Consider the following 16,470-nt stretch of genomic DNA (forward strand, 5'->3'; position numbering starts at 1 on the left):
GCTCTCCGTGTGCGGCTATGGCGGAAATCCCGGCCGATCTCCACCGTGATCGCACACTCAAAGCCCTGACCGCACACCCGACACCTCAGGTGCACACGCGGCGCCCCAGTTGCACACGCGATGCCATAGCCGCACACGGAAAGCCATGAGTGCACACGCGATGCCCTAGCTGCACACGGAAAGCCATAAGTTACACGCGATGCCCTAGCTGCACACGGAAAGCCATGAGTGCACACGCGATGCCCTAGCTGCACACGGAAAGCCATGAGTGCACACGCGATGCCCAAGCTGCACACGGAAAGCCATGAGTGCACACGCGATGCCCAAGCTGCACACGGAAAGCCATAAGTGCACACGCGACGCCCCAGCCGCACACCCGATGCCAAGGACCTAGAACGTGCTGGTGGGGCGGACCTGATTGGCCATGTCGACCAGGGTGTAGCGGTGCCGCTGGGTCGGCGCCACCCGCGCCAGTTTGCGCAGCGATGCCTCGACGCCCAACCGCAGCCCGTGATCGGTGAACGGGAAACCCAGGATGTGGTTGGTGCTGGCTTGATGATCAGCCCCGTTGTCCTGCAGCCAATCCATCGCCCCGCCCAGGACTAACGCCCGGATCTGCAAAACCCGAGGCTCGGTCGGCGGCAGCGCCTCCACGCGCCGTGCGGCGTCACGGATCTGCTCCTCGGTGATCTCGCTCTGCGAACGGCCGGACAGCAGTGTTACCGCACTGGTCAGTCGCGCGGTGGTGTAATGCCTTGAAGTGGGCGGTACTTCGTCCAGGGTCTGTACCGCTCCGCTGCGATCGCCTTTGGCCGACCGGACTCTGGCCAACCCGAAGGCCGCAGAGATCACCCCGTCGTTGGTGTTCCACACCGTCTGGTAGTAATTCTGCTCGTCGGGCTTGCCGGCCAATTCCGCGGTCGCGGCGAGCGCCAATTTCGGTGCCAATTCGCCCGGGAAGGTGTCCAGCACTTCGGTGAAATGCTCGATGGCCGAGTCGTAATCACCGGTGAGCAACTCCGCCACGGCCCGGTACCAAATCAATCGCCACTGCCAGCCGACCCGCTCGGCCAGGTCTTCGAGTTTGCGGGTGGCCTTGCTGACATCACCGAGGTCCAGCAGCGCCCGGACCTCCATCAGCGGCAGCTCGGTCGACTCCGACAGGTCCAGCCCTTCGGCGTCCAGCGACCCGTGCCGCGCAGCCCGCAACGAGTCCAGGGTCTGCACCGGCTGGGAGAGCACCGTCGCTTGCAGCACCGGCGCGGCCACGTCGGCCGGATCGACCAGCGGCACGGACAGTGCGGTCACGATCTCCTTGGCGGTCAGCTTCTCCGAGTGCACCTGACCGTCCAGGTACACATCGGTATGAGCGACCAGCAGGTCCACCCCGAAGCTCGACCGGCTGGGGCTGAAGATCGTCGACAGACCAGGGCGGGAGATGCCGGTGTCCTGGGCGACCACCTCGCGCAGCACGCCCATCAACTGCCCGGACATCTCCTCGGCACTGCTGAACCGTCGCCGGGGGTCAGGATCGATTGCGCGGCGCAGCAAGCGGCCGAACGAGTCGTACTTGGCCAACACCGGGTCGCCATCGGGCAAGCCGTCGACGTAACGGCCGTTGCGGGTCCGCAGCTCCAGCGTCAACGCCGCCAGCGTGCGGCCAACCGTGTAGACGTCAGTGGCCACGGTCGGGCCGGTGCGCACTATCTCCGGGGCCTGATAGCCGGGCGTGCCGTAGAGGTAGCCGAACGAGTTGATCCGCGAAACCGCACCCAGGTCGATCAGCTTAAGCTGCTCCTCGGTGAGCATGATGTTCTCCGGCTTCAGGTCGTTGTAGACCAGACCGATCGAATGCAGATAGCTTAGCGCGGGCAGGATTTCCAGTATGTAGGCGATCGCCTCGCTGACCGGCAGCTTGGCGCCTTTACTTCGCTTGAGCGACTGCCCGCCGACGTACTCCATGACGATGTAGCCGACCGGAGCGCCGTGCTTATCCTTGTGCTCGACGAAGTTGAAGATCTGCACGATCGATGGGTGCACGACCTCGGCCAGGAACTGCCGCTCGGCCATCGCGATCGCCTGCGCCTCCGCATCACCGGAATGCACCAGACCCTTGAGCACCACCGGGCGGTCGTTGACGTTGTGGTCCACCGCGAGATAGACCCAGCCCAGGCCGCCGTGGGCTATACAGCCCTTGACCTCGTACTGGCCGGCGACCAGGTCGCCCGGACTGAGTTGCGGGACAAAGGAATACGGGCTACCGCAGTACGGGCACCAGCCCTCCGAGCTGCCCTTGCCCTCCGGACCCGACCGGCCGACCGGGCGTCCACAGTTCCAGCAGAACCGTTTCGATTCCGGCACAACCGGATTGGTCATCAGGGCCTTCAGCGGATCGATGTCCGGAACCCGCGGAATCTCTACCAGGCCACCGCCGAGTTGTCTGACCGCCGGAAGCGCTCGGGTGGCTCCTGCTATCCGGTCCTGCGGCTGGGTGTCCAGACTGCCCAGCGAGATGTGGAAGTCGTCGTCATCGTCGTCGTCGAAATCGGGCCGGAACAACGCTTGGGTTTCCTGCGGCCGACTGCCCGTTGTAGCGGTCGCGCCGGTCTGCGCGTCGGCGGCCTGGCCGCTGGACGGATCTTCGTGGTCCGCGGTCTGGGTCAGTTCGGTTTCCTGATCCGCTTTGGAGGATTTGGCCATCAGTCCAGGTACCTAGGTTGGGGTGGCAGCGGCGCAGGTCCGAGCACCGTTAACCACTTGCGGTACAACGTGTTCCAGGTCCCATCGGTGCGGATGCGTTCCAGCGTGCCGTTGACGAACCGAACCAGGCCGGTGTTGTCCAAGTTCATCCCGATCCCATAGGGCTGAGTAGCCATGTTGGGACCGATGATGTGCAGATAAGGATCTTCCTCCACCAGACCGGCCAGAATCGAATCGTCGGTACTCACCGCATCGATCTGGCGCTGCTGCATCGCCACCAGGCAGTCGGCCCAGTTAACCACCGAGACGATGATCGCCGGCGGCGCGATCTCGCGGATGCGTTGGAGCGAGGTGGTGCCGCGGGCTACGCACACCCGCTTGCCGGACAGGTCGGCCGGTTTGGCGATGGAGGAGTCGCGCGGGGCCAGGATGCGCTGGTTGGCGTCGAGGTAGACGGTGGAGAAGTTCACCAGTTTGCGCCGCTCGCAGGTGATCGTCATGGTCTTCACCACGACATCGACCTGCGAGCGCTGCAACGCCGTGATGCGTTCGTCGGCCGAAAGGATCCGGTACTCGACGTGGTTGGGGGCACCGAAGATGTCACGTGCCACCTCGTTGGCGATGTCGACGTCGAAGCCGGTGATTTCACCGGTGATCGGATCGCGGAAGCTGAACAAGTTGCTGCCGATGTCCAAGCCGACGATCAGTCGGCCCCGGCTGCGGATGTTGGCGACCGCGGCCTCGGCGTCCTCCTTCTTCGGGAAAGGGCGCAGGCTTGCGGTGGGGTTACAGTCCTGTCCGGTCTTGTCCGCGCGCAGCGGAGCCTCGATCGGCAGCACCTCCATACCGACCGGTGTCGGCTGCGGAAGCGTCGGCGTCACCTCTGCCTTGAGCGGCTCGGAATGGCCGCAGCCGGCCAGTAGAACCGCAACGCCAATCAGCCCAGCGGCCCGCCGGACGAGAGAGCGCCGCTTCATCACCGATACTCTTTCAGCCGAGGCCAGAGGCCCAGGGCGACCGCGATGGCCGCGCCGAGGCTCAGCACCACGGCGCCCACCTGCGCTCCGGCCAGTCCCCGCTTCGCGTTCAGCACGTCGTTGCGCAGATGATTGCGGCTTTGCTCGATGGCCTTGGTCAGCGCCTCGTCGAGCTTGTCGAATGCCGGGGTGGAGTCGTCCTCGCCCTTGCCGAGCGCAACCTGGGTGGCGGCGCGGTAGTTGCCCACCGAGATGTAGGCGTTGATCCGGTCGTTGGCCTGCTGCCAGCGGACCAGCAACTGTCCGGCGCCCAACAGGTCGGGCTTGTCCACCGCGTCGTTGCGCGTCATGTATCCGTCGAGTTCGCGGTGCATGGCGTCGATGCGCTGATAGAACGCCCGCTTGCGCACCTCTTCGTCGCCGCGCCGGATCAACGACAGCGTCTCGTCGGCGCGCGCCTGCTGGGCGGTGATGGCCAGGTTGGTGACGGTCTTCAACGACTCGGCCGCGGTGTCTTTCGCGCTACGGCTCGCCGTCGTCGAAATTGTCAACGCCGTCCCAACCCACACCACCATGATGAGAATACCGAGACCGCCAACCACCAGCCCGGGATTGATCCGGCGCCGGGTCCGCCGGGCCAACCAGCGGTGGCAGAAGGCGCCGAACACCACCGTGGTGGTCACCACGAGGATCACCGGGGCCGGGATCTGGGTGGACGCAGTGGTTTCGCTGTCCACCCGGTCCGACGTCGCCTGATAGAGGCGCTGCGCGTTGGGCAGGATCGTGTTCTGCATCAGCCCGGACGCCTCCGACAGATACGACGAACCGACTGGGTTGCCCGCCCGGTTGTTGGTCCGGGCGATCTCCACCAACCCGGTGTAGACCGCCAATTCGGCATTGATCTGGCCCAGCAGTTGCACCAGCCTTTCGTCCGTCAACCCACTGGAAGCCCTGGTCACCGCAACCGAGGCATCGGTGATGGCCTGCTCGTAGCGCAGCCGGACGGCACGCGGTTCGGCCTGGGCGATGAACGCGGTGGCCGCGGCGGCGTCGGCTACCGACAGCGTGGTGTAGAGCTGCCCGGCCGCGAACGACAACGGCTCGGTGTGTTCGAGCACCGTCGTCAGCACTTGCTGACGGTGGTTGATCGTGGTCGAGGTGGCAAATGCGCTGGAGACTCCCAGCGCGGCCAGCACGATCCCGATAGTCAGGATCCGCCCGGGCGTCGTCGAGATGAACCACCAGCGGGGATGAGCCGGTTCAGCGGGCGAGCGTGATCCCAGTGGTTCGGTCGACGGATGCGCTAGCTCAACCGTCACGTCTGCTCAGCCCTCATCTTCCGGCCATCTTACGAACCCGTATAAGCAAATTCTAAGAGCAAGCGGGGACAGATGGGGGGAGGCGGGACCAATTGCCCGCATATCCTGAATTCGTGCGGGGCGACGGTGACGGCTGGGTGATCTCCAAACGCGGCGCCCACTACTGGGGCAGATTCGGTGCGGCCGGGCTGCTGTTGCGGGCTCCCCGACCCGATGGCACCCCCGCGGTCCTGCTTCAGCACCGAGCGGTGTGGAGCCACCAGGGTGGCACCTGGGGTTTGCCCGGCGGTGCACGGGACAGCCATGAGACCCCCGAACAGACCGCGGTGCGTGAAGCGCACGAAGAGGCGGGGCTGGATGCCGAGCGGGTAACGGTGCGCGCGACGCTGGTCACCGCTGAGGTCGCCGGGATGGGCGGCATCCGCTGGAGCTACACGACCGTCGTCGCCGATACCGACGCGATGCTGGACACCGTGCCCAACGGGGAAAGCGCCGAGCTGCGTTGGGTCGGCGAGGACGAGGTCGACCACCTGCCGTTGCATCCCGGCTTCGCGGCCAGCTGGGAGCGGCTGCGCACCGTCGCGGTGACCCTGCCGCCCGAACATGACGACGTGCCCCGGACGGTCGAAGACGGCGCAAGGTTCTATTGGTGCACGCCGGGCGACGCCGGTCACGAGCCGTCGCAGCTCAGTCGGCAGATCAGCGCGCTGCTGCAAGCGCCGCACTGAGTTCTTGCGCCGCGGCTTGCGGATCCTGGGCCGCGGTGATTGCGCGCACCACCACAATGCGACGCGCTCCGGCGGCAAGTACCTCCGGTAGGCGCTTGGCGTCGATGCCACCGATCGCGAACCAGGGCTTGGCCGCGTCCAGCGCGGCCGCGGCCCGCACCAGGTCCAGGCCCGGCGCGCGGCGACCCGGTTTGGTGGGGGTGGGCCAGCAGGGCCCGACGCAGAAATAGTCGGCGTCGGACGCGGCCGCCGCCGCCGCTTGGTCGGCGTCGTGACTGGACAGGCCGAGCACCGCGTCCGGGCCGACGATGTCTCGCGCGGAGTGCAGCGGCAAGTCCCCCTGACCGAGGTGCAGCACGTCCGCGCCGGCGACCCGCGCGATGTCCGCACGGTCGTTGACCGCGAAGAGCGCGCCGTGCCGGCGGGCGGCGTCCGCGAGGATCTCGCAGGCCGCCAGCTCCTCGCGCGCCTCCAGCGGACCGAATTGCTGCTCACCGGCCGAACCCTTGTCACGCAGCTGAATGATGTCGACCCCACCGGCCAGCGCAGCGTCGGCGAACTCGGCCAGATCACCCCGCTCCCGGCGGGCGTCGGTGCACAGGTACAACCGTGCTTCGTCGAGACGGGTCAGGGGAGGCTGCACACCGCGACGTTATCGCGCTAGCGTGGACCGGGAAGAAGACATGTAGAACACGGGAGTCCCGGGGATCAGCGGGGCTGAGAGTGGGCACAGCCCTTTCGAGGGACCTGCCCTGACCGTCACACCTGATCCGGGTAATGCCGGCGAAGGGAGCGACAATGCCGAACTCGGTGGCCGTCATCGGTGGCGGTGTCATCGGCCTGTCGGTGGCCCGCCGGGCCGCACAGGCCGGCCTTTCAGTGACCCTGCACCGCCGCGCCGAACAGGGCGCCTCCTGGGTGGCCGGCGGCATGCTGGCCCCGCACAGCGAGGGTTGGCCCGGCGAAGAGCGGCTGTTGCGGCTGGGCCTGGAGTCGCTGCGACTCTGGCGCGAAGGCGGGTTCCTCGACGGGCTGAGCCCGCAGGTGGTGACTGCACGCGAATCCCTGGTGGTCGCCGTCGACCGGGCCGACGTCGCCGACCTGCGGACGGTGGCGGACTGGCTGGCCACGCAGGGGCATCCGGTGATTTGGGAGTCCGCCGCCCGCGACGTCGAACCGCTACTGGCGCAAGGCATTCGGCACGGATTTCGGGCACCCACGGAGTTGGCGGTGGACAATCGCGGCGTCTTGGCGGCGCTGGACCGCGACTGCGAGCGGCTGGGAGTTCGCTCGGCCCCGCCGGTGCGCGAGACGTCTGCAGCCCACGGTGACACCGTGGTGATCGCCAACGGGATTGACGCTCCGGCGCTGTGGCCGGGTCTGCCGGTGCGGCCAGTGAAGGGTGAGGTATTGCGGTTGCGATGGCGAAAGGGCTGTATGCCGTTGCCGCAGCGAGTGGTTCGAGCGCGGGTGCACGGCCGCCAGGTGTACCTGGTGCCACGAGCGGACGGCGTGGTGGTGGGTGCTACCCAGTACGAGCACGGCCGCGACACCGCCCCGGTTGTCTCGGGGGTACGGGACCTGCTGGACGACGCGTGTGCGGTGTTGCCGGCCCTCGGTGAGTACGAATTGGCCGAGTGCGCCGCGGGCCTGCGGCCGATGACCCCAGATAATCTGCCTATCGTGCAGCGATTGGACGAGCGCACTTTGGTGGCGACCGGTCACGGCCGCTCCGGATTCCTGCTGGCGCCGTGGACCGCCGAGCAGATTGTGTCCGAACTGGTTCCGGTGGGAGCGGCCTCGTGATCGTGGTGGTGAATGAGCGGCGGGTCGAGGTGGACGAGCAGACCACGGTGGCCGCACTGCTGCAGTCGTTGGGCTTTCCGGATCGGGGGATCGCCGTGGCGGTGGACGCGACGGTGCTGCCACGATCCAGTTGGGCCACGACCCTTTCGGACGGGGCGCAACTCGAAGTAGTGACGGCGGTGCAAGGTGGCTGACTCGAAACTCACGATCGCGGACCGCAGTTTCTCCTCCCGGCTCATCATGGGCACCGGGGGAGCGACCAACCTGGCGGTGCTGGAAGAGGCCCTGATCGCTTCCGGAACTGAACTGACCACCGTCGCGATCCGCCGCGTCGACGCCGAAGGTGGCACCGGACTGCTGGATCTGCTGAACCGGCTCGGCATCACACCGCTGCCCAATACCGCCGGCTGTCGCAGCGCCGCGGAGGCGGTGCTCACCGCGAACCTGGCCCGGGAGGCGTTGAACACCAACTGGGTCAAGCTCGAGGTGATCGCCGACGAGCGCACCCTTTTGCCCGATGCCGTTGAATTGGTAAAGGCCGCAGAGCAATTAGTTGACGACGGGTTCGTGGTGCTGCCGTACACCAACGACGACCCGGCGCTGGCGCGGCGGTTGGAGGACACCGGTTGCGCGGTGGTGATGCCGCTGGGCTCGCCGATCGGCACCGGCCTGGGCATCACCAATCCGCACAACATCGAGATGATCGTGGCCCGGGCCGGAGTTCCGGTGGTGCTGGATGCCGGCATCGGCACGGCCAGCGACGCCGCGCTGGCCATGGAATTGGGTTGTGACGCCGTGTTGTTGGCCACCGCGGTCACCCGCGCGGGAGATCCGGCGGCGATGGCCGCGGCGATGGCCGCCGGAGTCACCGCCGGGTACCTGGCGCGGCGCGCCGGACGGATTCCGAAGCGCTTCTGGGCGCAGGCATCCAGCCCGGACAAGTAATGAAACGTTATGTGGCGCTGGGAAGCTCAATGGCAGCTGGTCCCGGGATACGGCCGCAAGCACCGGGTGCCCCATGGCGGGCGGGGCGGTCGGCCCGGAACTACCCGCATCTGGTCGCCGAGCGCGCCGGCCTGGATTTGATGGACGTCACCTACTCCGGGGCCACCACCGCCCACGTGCTCACCGACCGCCAGCATGGGGCGCCGCCCCAGATCGAAGCACTGAACGGCTCGGAGGCGCTGGTGACTGTCACCATCGGCGGCAACGATGTCGGCTACGTTCCGCTCTTGATGGCGGCGTCGTTGCCGGCGTTGGCACGCCGCCTGCTGAGCGGGTTCACCGGTGAGCTACTCGACCGCGATGCGCGCGATCGTGCGTTGGGCGAGGTTTTCGGTTCGCTGTGCGAGGTGGGTCGTTCAGTGCGGCGGCGTGCACCACAGGCCCGCGTTCTGTTCGTGGACTACCTGACGATGCTGCCACCCGCGGGCGATCCGGCGCCGCCGATCTCCACCGAGCACGCCGACCTGGCCCGTTGGGTGGCCACCACGCTGGAGCGCTTGACGGCAGAAGCCGCCGCGGCAACCGACTGCGAGGTCGTGCACGCCGCGGCGGCCAGCCGCGATCATCATGCGTGGTCGGAACTGCCCTGGACCACCAAACCTGGTGTGCCGCTTCCTTTTCGGCCGGCTCCGCTACATCCTAACGGCGCGGGAATGCGCGCCGTCGCCGACCTGATCCTGACCGAGTTGTAAGACTCAGCCGTTGGTCCGCCACCACTGGTAGAGAGCCGAAGTGTTGCCGTCGGATGCGCGGACGAAGGCCAGAATATTCTTGGCGTCGGTGGTCCAGATGACTTCGGCCTTGCCGGTGTCGGTGCCGCAGGCCACCTGCCCGGCCGATTCGGTGGCACTGCCCTGGTGCCACGTGGTGGGCGACTTGGCGTCCCCGCAATTGGTCAGTTCATCGCTGCCGATGAGCTTGGTGAATGCACTGGCCAAGTCCGCGCTGTTGGGAAATTGGAAATATTTCGCCGAGGCGGGGCCCGCGCTGTCGGTGTTTTGCCCACACTGCATCACGGCTTGCACGGTGGGGAATGCCGACTGCACCTCCGAAACCGGTTGCGAGGAGCAATTGCTGGAGCTGTAACCCTTCGAGAGCGACGAAGTAAGCGTGTCGCTAGGGTCCGCGGAAGCGGTAGCAGCGCCGGCGCAGGCGAAGCTACCAATGAGCGCGGCAGTGGTGAGACCACGCAGCGCGTGCGAGAGGTGACTCATGTGTAGCTCCTAGTGGTTGTGGCGCTGATCGGAATGTGAATTTGGTTTGCCCACGGAAATCGTAGGGCCATCTTTCGCTGACGCACTATGTTTCGCAAAGAATTCTCCAGCGGTCTAGGAGTTCGAATATGCCCTATTCGCCCGCCCGTCAGCCGTTGGTTTTCCACCATTGATAAAGCGCCGGCACGTCGGTGTTGGACCCACGGACGTAGCTCAGCACATTCTTGGCGTCGGTGGTCCAGATGACTTCGGCCGCATTCTGGTAGGTCCCGCAGGCCACCTGCCCGGCGGTGCCGCCGTTGCCTTGGTGCCAGGTGGTGGGCGACTGGCCGCTGTCCCCGCAGGCGGTCAACACCTCGTCCTTGATGCTGGCGGTGAATCCCGCGTTGAGATCGTCGGAGTTGTTGTACAGCAGGTAGGTCGCCTTGACGGGTCCGGCCGGGTCGGCGTTCTGCCCACAGTTGATTGCGGCTGCCACCCCCGCCGGGGGCGGGTCTTTCGGGGTGCAATTGCTCAGGGAGTAGCCCTTCGACAACGCGCCGGCAAGCGTGTCGTTGGGGTCGGCATTCGCAGTGGCCATGCCGGTGTAGACGAAGGTGCCCGTCAGCGCTGCGGCCGCCGCGGCACACAGCACAGTGTTGATGTGAGACATCTCAGGAGTGTATTTCTCCGGCGCATCGGAAAACAGGGGCTGTTTCCGGGCCGCCGGCAGGCGATCGATGCGCTCCCGTACTAGCTACCAAACACATTGCCCAGCAACAGGTTAGCGGCCGGCCGGGACGTTCACCCGGTATTGGTGCCGGGCCCGGAGGCGAAACGGTAACAGCCGCAAAACATCAATTTCTGATTGGAGGTGCCGTAGGCACGGGTCTCCGGTATGGTAAGGCACGTTTCACGCCAGCTAACTTCACTTCTTTCGATCGGGAGAATCCATGACGCAACCACCACCGCCCGGTTACCCGCCGCAGCAGCCGCCGCCGGCGCAGCAACCGGACAACTACTTGGTCTGGTCGATCCTGGCGACGCTGTTCTGCTGTCTTCCGCTCGGAATTGTGGCCATTGTGAAGTCCACTCAGGTCAGTGGACTGTGGGCCCAGGGCCAGTACGCCGAGGCGCAGGCGTCCGCGGACAGCGCCAAGAAGTTCGTCAAGTATTCCGTGATCGCCGGCGTCGTGGTGGCCATCATCTACGGCATCTTGATCGCGATGGGCGCGATGAACACCGACGTGAACACCGCGATGGTCGCGTTCGATGTCCTGAATTTGGGTTGATCCCATGGTGACCCGCCAAGGGTCGGCGCCCGCGAAAGTGGGTGCGCCACTACTCGTGGCGGCAGCCGCGACGGTGGCGTGCGTCGGCATTTGGCTGGGTGACCCGACGAGCCCGAACGGCCCGTTGCCGGTCTGCCCCACCAAGGCGCTACTGGGTATCGATTGCCCAGGGTGTGGCAGTCTGCGCATGGTTTACAGCTTGTTGCACGGCAATGTGTTGGCGGCCGCCAGGTTTAACGCGTTGGGCCTGGCGGCACTCGTGCTCCTGGTGTGGGCCTACCTCGCTTGGACGTATGGGCGAGTGGTGGGTCGCCGGATCGGAAGTTGGCAACACAGTCGTTGGGCATCAGTGGTGACTCTGTCACTGGTGGTGGCCTGGTTCGTGGTGCGTAACCTGCCGTTCGCGCCGTTCAATGCGCTGTTCGTCTAGAGATGCGGAAGCCGCATTCGCCTGTGCGAATGCGGCTTTCGTGTGCTGCGGCGATCCCGATCCGAGACTGGTCTAACCTGGGCGCAATGGTGCACAAATCGAAGGCGATGCCCGCGGTGCTCGCCGTGGTCGCGATCGCTGCTTTCCTGATCGTCGGTTGCGGACGTGGTACCAGTCAGCAATCCGGCGGGAGCAACCAATCCGCCACCGAGTTCGCCGCCACGATGCGCAACAAGGTCACCACCGATGCGATGATGGCGCATTTGTCCAAATTGCAGGACATCGCCAACGCCAACAACGGCACCAGGGCGGTCGGCACCCCCGGTTATGAAGCCAGTGTCGACTACGTGGTGGAAACGTTGCGCAAGAAGGGTTTCGACGTGCAGACGCCGGAGTTCTCCGCCCGCGTGTTCCACTCCGAAAAGGGCTCGGTGACAGCCGGTGACCTGACCGCGGAGGCACGCGCGCTGGAGTACAGTCGCGCGACTCCCGCGGAAGGGGTAACCGGGCCACTGTTGTTCGCGCCCAGCGAGGAGAGCCCGGGATGCTCCCCGTCCGACTACGACAAGCTGCCGGTTCAGGGTGCGGTGGTGGTCACCGATCGCGGCTCCTGCCCATTCGCGCAGAAGGAGGACGCCGCCGCCCAGCGTGGCGCGGCAGCCCTTATCGTCATCGACAATGTCGACGAACAGGCGATGGGCGGCACCCTCGGAGCAAACACCGATGTCAAGATCCCGGTAGTGAGCGTCACCAAATCGGTGGGCTTCCAACTTCGCGCCAAGTCCGGGCCCGTGACCATCAAGCTCGACGCGAACACCCAGACTTTCAAGGCGCGCAACGTCATTGCACAAACCAAGACGGGGTCGCCGACCGACGTCGTGATGGCCGGTGCCCATTTGGACAGTGTGCCGGAAGGGCCGGGCATCAACGATAACGGCTCGGGAGTTGCGGCGGTTCTGGAAACCGCTGTGCAACTAGGAAATTCACCGCAGGTGCACAATGCGGTGCGGTTCGGCTTCTGGGGGGCCGAGGAGCTCGGGCTGATCGGATCGCGCAACTACGTCGAGTCACTGGATCTGGACGCGCTGAAGAACATCGCGCTGTACCTGAACTTCGACATGCTGGCATCGCCCAATCCCGGTTATTTCACCTACGACGGTGACCAGTCGCTACCGCTGGACACCCGCGGTCAGCCCGTGGTGCCAGAAGGGTCGGCGGGCATCGAACGCACCCTGGTGGCTTACCTGAAGCAGGCCGGAAAGACCGCGCGGGACACCTCGTTCGACGGCCGCTCGGACTACGACGGATTCACGCTGGCGGGGATCCCGTCGGGCGGGTTGTTCTCCGGCGCCGAGGCCAAGAAGTCCGACGAAGAGGCCAAGCTGTGGGGCGGTAAGGCCAACGAGCCGTTCGACCCGAACTATCACCAGAAGGGCGACAACCTCGAGCACATCGACCGCACCTCGCTAGGTATCCAGGGTGCCGGGGTCGCCTACGCCGTCGCTTTGTATGCGCAGGATGTGACCGGCCGAAACGGGGTTCCGATCATGGGAGACCGCACGCGACACGTGCTCGCCAAGCCATGATGGGCCGGCTCGCCGTCCTGTTGCTGGCAGTTGTACTCGCCGCGTGCTCGGCGTCGCACTCGTCGCGGCCGTCGCCGCCCGCGCCGGATCCAGGTGATGCACTGGCGGCCAAGGTGACCGCCGACGCGATGTTCGTCCACCTGCGCGCCCTGCAGGACATCGCAAACGCCCACAACGGCAGCCGGGCGGCGGGCACACCGGGCTACGACGCGAGTGTCGAATACATTGCAGGCGCGTTGCGTAACAAGGGGTTTGAGGTCTCGACGCCTCGCTTCGAGCGGTTGCACACGGTGTCCGAGGGAAAGCCGACCCTGACTGCGGCCGGTCGCAGCTTCCCCGTCGAGCAGGCCTCGCTATTGGTCCGGACACCAACCGGCGGCCTGGCCGGGCCGGTGGCGCGGCCCACTCAGCCGGCCGGCTGTGCTGCCGGAGATTACCCGGCAGCCCTACCCAGGGGTGCCATCGCGGTGGTGGACGACAGCCGCTGTTCGGTGGTCGACAAACAGAACAGCGCGGTGGCCAAAGGTGCGGCGGGGGTCATCGTAGTCAGCCAGCCAACCGGGCGGGGCGTGCCACCCACCCTGTTCAATCCCGGGTATTACAACCAGCTGACCCTGCCGGTCGCGGTGGTCGGTGCCGCCGGAGCGGCCGCGTTGGCGCGCACCACCGGCACGGTGCGCTTGGTCCTCGATGCCGAAAACGTCAGGATCATCTCGCGCAATGTGTTGGCCCAGACCAAAACCGGTGCGCCGAACGAGGTGGTGATGGTCGGTTCGCATCTGGACAGCCCGGTTGACAGTCCGGGCATCAACAACGCGGGGTCCGGGGTGGCGGCGGTGCTGGAAACGGCGCTGCAGATGGGTCCGTTGCCGCCGGTGACCAACGCGGTGCGGTTCGCGTTCTGGGGCGCCGCGGAGAACGGACTCAACGGCGCGATGGACTACGTATTCGGTCTCGACAACGCACAGCTGAACAACATCGCGCTCTACCTCAATTTCGACATGCTCGGATCCCCGAATCCGGGCTTCTTCACCGACGACGGCGACCAGTCCGGTCCGGCAAGCGCCGAGGTGGCGTCGGCGGATGTGCCGGAAGGTTCGGCCGGTATCGAGCGCACCCTGGCCGGCTACCTGAACCTGGCCGGCGAGCGGCCGGCCGACATGCCGTTGAACACCAATACCGACTACCACCCCTTCCTGGTCGCGGGGGTGCCGGTCGGGGGCATGAATACCGGCGCATCGCAAACCAAGACGACTGTGCAGGCTCGCCTCTGGGGCGGGCAGGCCGGCGCCGCGTTCGACCCCAACTACCGCAAGGCCGTCGACAACGTCGAGGCAGTCAACCGTGCGGCATTGGCCGTGATGGGCGCCGGGGTGGCGTTCGCGGTGGGCACTTACGCCGGGTCGATCGGGGGAGTCAACGGCGTGACGCCGCACGACAAGCGGCATCGGACGCGAGTTTCTTAGCGGTAGGCGCTCAAATGTCTAAACTAAGGAATCCTTGCGTGCAGGCCGGTCGGGACGGGGTTGGTGGATGAAGTTGCGCTCGCGCACAGTGATCGCTTGGTTTCGGGGCGCAACGGCCTCCCTCGGGGCAGTGCTGGTGGTGGCGGGCTGCACAACCATGGTGCCGGGACGCGCGGTGTCGATCCTCAACGATCCGTTCCGGGTGGGCGGTCTGCCGGCAACCAACGGGCCCAGCGGAACCCGGCCGAACGGGCCGGCGCCCACCGGCACCGTGCTCAACACCAACAACGGTCCCATCGACAAGTTGTCGTTGTACTCGATCAACGACATCGAAGAGTTCTGGAAGGCCAATTACAAAGCGCCGCTTCAGGGATCGTTCAAACCCGTCGCCAAGCTGGTCTCCTACGACTCCGACGACCGCAGAAGCCCGATCGTCTGCTACAACGACACCTATCAGCTGGTCAACGCCTTCTTCACGTCGCGCTGCAACATGATCGCGTGGGACCGGGGGGTGTTCATGGCGGTCGCGCAGCAGTACTTCGGCGACATGTCCGTGAATGGTGTGCTGGCACATGAATTCGGGCACGCGCTGCAGACGATGGCCAAGCTGGTTACCCGCAAAGACCCCACAATCGTTCGCGAGCAGCAAGCCGACTGCTTTGCCGGCGTTTACCTGTACAACGTGGCGGACGGTAAGTCGCCGCGCTTCACCCTCAGTACCGCCGACGGTCTCGATCACGTACTGGCCGGGATCATCACCACCCGCGACCCGGTGATGGACGCGGACTCGCAGAACGACGACGAACACGGTTCGGCCCTGGACCGGATCAGCGCGTTCCAGATGGGCTTCGTCACCGGCACTCAAGCTTGCGCCACCATCAACAAGGCCGAAGTCGAGCAGCGTCGCGGTGACCTGCCGACCGCCCTGCGAGTGGACACCAGTGGCGCGTCGGAGACAGGTGAAGTGCAGATCACCGAAGACACCCTGAACACACTGATGGAGTTGATGGGCAAGATCTTCGCGCCGAAGAACCCGCCGACCTTGTCCATGAAGCAGGGCGGCTGTTCGGATGCCAAGCCCAGTCCGCCGGCGTCCTACTGCCCGGCCACCAACACCATCGCGGTTGACCTGCCGGCACTGGCGACCATGGGCAAGGTTGCCGGTGAAAAGCAACACAGCCTGCCCCAAGGTGATGACACCGCGCTGTCGATCGTGATGTCGAGATACGCGCTGGCAGTGCAGCATGAGCGCAAGTTCGCAATGCAAAGCCCCTGGACCGCGCTGCGGACGGCCTGCCTCACCGGCGTCGCGCACAAGAAGATGGCCGGCAACATCGAGTTGCCGTCGGGCAATTCGTTGGTGCTGACCGCCGGCGACCTCGACGAAGCGGTGGCCGGGTTGCTCACCAACCACCTGGTCGCCAGTGACGCCGACGGCGTCAGCGTGCCCGCCGGGTTCACCCGGATCGCCGCGTTCCGCGCCGGTGTGGGCGGGGAAGTGGAAGGCTGCTACTCGCGCTACCCGGGATAAGGAGAGGCCTGTGACCGAACCGCCCTACTATCCACCCCCGCCACCAGGTGGCGGCGGCGGTTACGGTTATCCGCCGCCGCAGCCGCCGGGCTACGGCTACGGCTACCCGCCGCCGGGCTATCCACAGCAGAGTCCCGGCACGAACGGGATGGCGATTGCTTCCTTCGTCTCAGCTCTGGTCGGTTTCCTCTGCACCATCGGATCCCTGCTCGGAGTGATCTTCGGGATCATCGCGCTGAACCAGATCAGGAATACCGGTCAGGGTGGGCGCGGACTGGCGATCGCCGGCCTGATCATCGGGGGCATCACGATGGCGGTGGGAGTGATCGTCTTGATCGCCGCGATTATCGTGGGAGCGAATTCGGAGCACGACAGGACCTATTCGGGCGCGCCCGCGGTCCTGATGGTGCCGGCTTAACTACCCGGCTTAACTACCC

At 66.0% G+C, this 16,470-nt stretch carries 17 protein-coding genes; 11 read left to right on the forward strand and 6 right to left on the reverse strand.

The annotated features are described in order from the left end of the window. Positions 1-390 precede the first annotated feature (390 nt). From A5636_RS13690 to glnX, 3 genes are read right to left on the reverse strand one after another with little or no spacing between them, the layout of a single operon-like run. Entirely contained in the window at positions 391-2,700 is a 2,310-nt protein-coding gene (locus A5636_RS13690; RefSeq protein WP_065159184.1) for a serine/threonine-protein kinase PknG, read from the reverse strand. Beyond that, a complete protein-coding gene (locus A5636_RS13695) occupies positions 2,700-3,677 on the reverse strand; it encodes a glutamate ABC transporter substrate-binding protein (protein WP_065159185.1) in 978 nt (325 codons plus the stop codon). The genes A5636_RS13690 and A5636_RS13695 overlap by 1 nt, the downstream gene beginning before the upstream one ends. Continuing rightward, positions 3,677-4,996: a protein kinase G-activating protein GlnX gene (gene glnX, locus A5636_RS13700; protein ID WP_065159186.1), complete on the reverse strand. Its 1,320-nt coding sequence runs from the start codon at positions 4,994-4,996 to the stop codon at positions 3,677-3,679. Before glnX ends, A5636_RS13695 begins: the two co-directional genes overlap by 1 nt. A 113-nt stretch (positions 4,997-5,109) precedes the next feature. On the opposite strand from glnX, the gene A5636_RS13705 reads away from it, so the two are divergent. Further along, a complete protein-coding gene (locus A5636_RS13705; RefSeq protein ID WP_065159187.1) occupies positions 5,110-5,724 on the forward strand; it encodes an NUDIX hydrolase in 615 nt (204 codons plus the stop codon). Here the strand turns inward: A5636_RS13705 and thiE are convergent. Continuing rightward, positions 5,696-6,355 (reverse strand): thiamine phosphate synthase, encoded by a 660-nt coding sequence (gene thiE / locus A5636_RS13710; RefSeq protein ID WP_437339830.1) that lies wholly within the window; start codon positions 6,353-6,355, stop codon positions 5,696-5,698. The two genes, A5636_RS13705 and thiE, sit on opposite strands and share 29 nt — an antisense overlap. A 167-nt stretch (positions 6,356-6,522) precedes the next feature. Between thiE and thiO the strand changes: the two genes are divergently transcribed. The 4 genes from thiO to A5636_RS13730 are packed head-to-tail and all read left to right on the forward strand — an operon-like array spanning position 6,523 to position 9,227. Next, positions 6,523-7,530: a glycine oxidase ThiO gene (thiO, locus tag A5636_RS13715; RefSeq protein WP_065159189.1), complete on the forward strand. Its 1,008-nt coding sequence runs from the start codon at positions 6,523-6,525 to the stop codon at positions 7,528-7,530. Further along, on the forward strand, positions 7,527-7,724 hold the full coding sequence (thiS, locus tag A5636_RS13720) for a sulfur carrier protein ThiS (protein ID WP_065159190.1): 198 nt from the start codon (positions 7,527-7,529) through the stop codon (positions 7,722-7,724). The genes thiO and thiS overlap by 4 nt, the downstream gene beginning before the upstream one ends. After that, positions 7,717-8,475: a thiazole synthase gene (locus A5636_RS13725; protein WP_065159191.1), complete on the forward strand. Its 759-nt coding sequence runs from the start codon at positions 7,717-7,719 to the stop codon at positions 8,473-8,475. The genes thiS and A5636_RS13725 overlap by 8 nt, the downstream gene beginning before the upstream one ends. Beyond that, positions 8,475-9,227 carry an SGNH/GDSL hydrolase family protein gene (locus A5636_RS13730; RefSeq protein WP_065159192.1) on the forward strand — a complete coding sequence of 251 codons (753 nt, stop codon included), beginning with the start codon at positions 8,475-8,477 and terminating at the stop codon, positions 9,225-9,227. Before A5636_RS13725 ends, A5636_RS13730 begins: the two co-directional genes overlap by 1 nt. Before the next feature lie 3 nt (positions 9,228-9,230). On the opposite strand, the gene A5636_RS13735 is transcribed toward A5636_RS13730, so the two are convergent. Beyond that, on the reverse strand, positions 9,231-9,749 hold the full coding sequence (locus A5636_RS13735) for a hypothetical protein (protein WP_065159193.1): 519 nt from the start codon (positions 9,747-9,749) through the stop codon (positions 9,231-9,233). 148 nt (positions 9,750-9,897) lie between these two features. Further along, the gene (locus tag A5636_RS13740) at positions 9,898-10,401 is read right to left on the reverse strand and encodes a serine/threonine protein kinase (protein WP_065159194.1); all 504 of its coding nucleotides are present in this window, start codon (positions 10,399-10,401) and stop codon (positions 9,898-9,900) included. Positions 10,402-10,681: 280 nt separating this feature from the next. On the opposite strand from A5636_RS13740, the gene A5636_RS13745 reads away from it, so the two are divergent. From A5636_RS13745 to A5636_RS13770, 6 genes are all read left to right on the forward strand, one after another. Beyond that, positions 10,682-11,020, forward strand: a complete 339-nt coding sequence (locus tag A5636_RS13745; protein WP_065159195.1) for a CD225/dispanin family protein — start codon at positions 10,682-10,684, stop codon at positions 11,018-11,020. A gap of 4 nt (positions 11,021-11,024) precedes the next feature. Then, complete coding sequence (locus tag A5636_RS13750) at positions 11,025-11,450, forward strand: DUF2752 domain-containing protein (RefSeq protein WP_065159196.1); 426 nt, start codon at positions 11,025-11,027, stop codon at positions 11,448-11,450. Between the two features lie 86 nt (positions 11,451-11,536). Beyond that, complete coding sequence (locus A5636_RS13755) at positions 11,537-13,036, forward strand: M28 family metallopeptidase (protein WP_065159197.1); 1,500 nt, start codon at positions 11,537-11,539, stop codon at positions 13,034-13,036. Beyond that, positions 13,033-14,502 (forward strand): M28 family peptidase, encoded by a 1,470-nt coding sequence (locus A5636_RS13760; protein WP_065159198.1) that lies wholly within the window; start codon positions 13,033-13,035, stop codon positions 14,500-14,502. The genes A5636_RS13755 and A5636_RS13760 overlap by 4 nt, the downstream gene beginning before the upstream one ends. Before the next feature lie 67 nt (positions 14,503-14,569). Further along, the gene (locus tag A5636_RS13765) at positions 14,570-16,033 is read left to right on the forward strand and encodes a peptidase (RefSeq protein ID WP_065159199.1); all 1,464 of its coding nucleotides are present in this window, start codon (positions 14,570-14,572) and stop codon (positions 16,031-16,033) included. 10 nt (positions 16,034-16,043) lie between these two features. Then, positions 16,044-16,451, forward strand: a complete 408-nt coding sequence (locus A5636_RS13770; protein WP_065159200.1) for a DUF4190 domain-containing protein — start codon at positions 16,044-16,046, stop codon at positions 16,449-16,451. Positions 16,452-16,470: the final 19 nt, after the last annotated feature.

Source organism: Mycobacterium asiaticum (assembly GCF_001673315.1).
Classification (GTDB): Bacteria; Actinomycetota; Actinomycetes; order Mycobacteriales; family Mycobacteriaceae; genus Mycobacterium; species Mycobacterium asiaticum_B.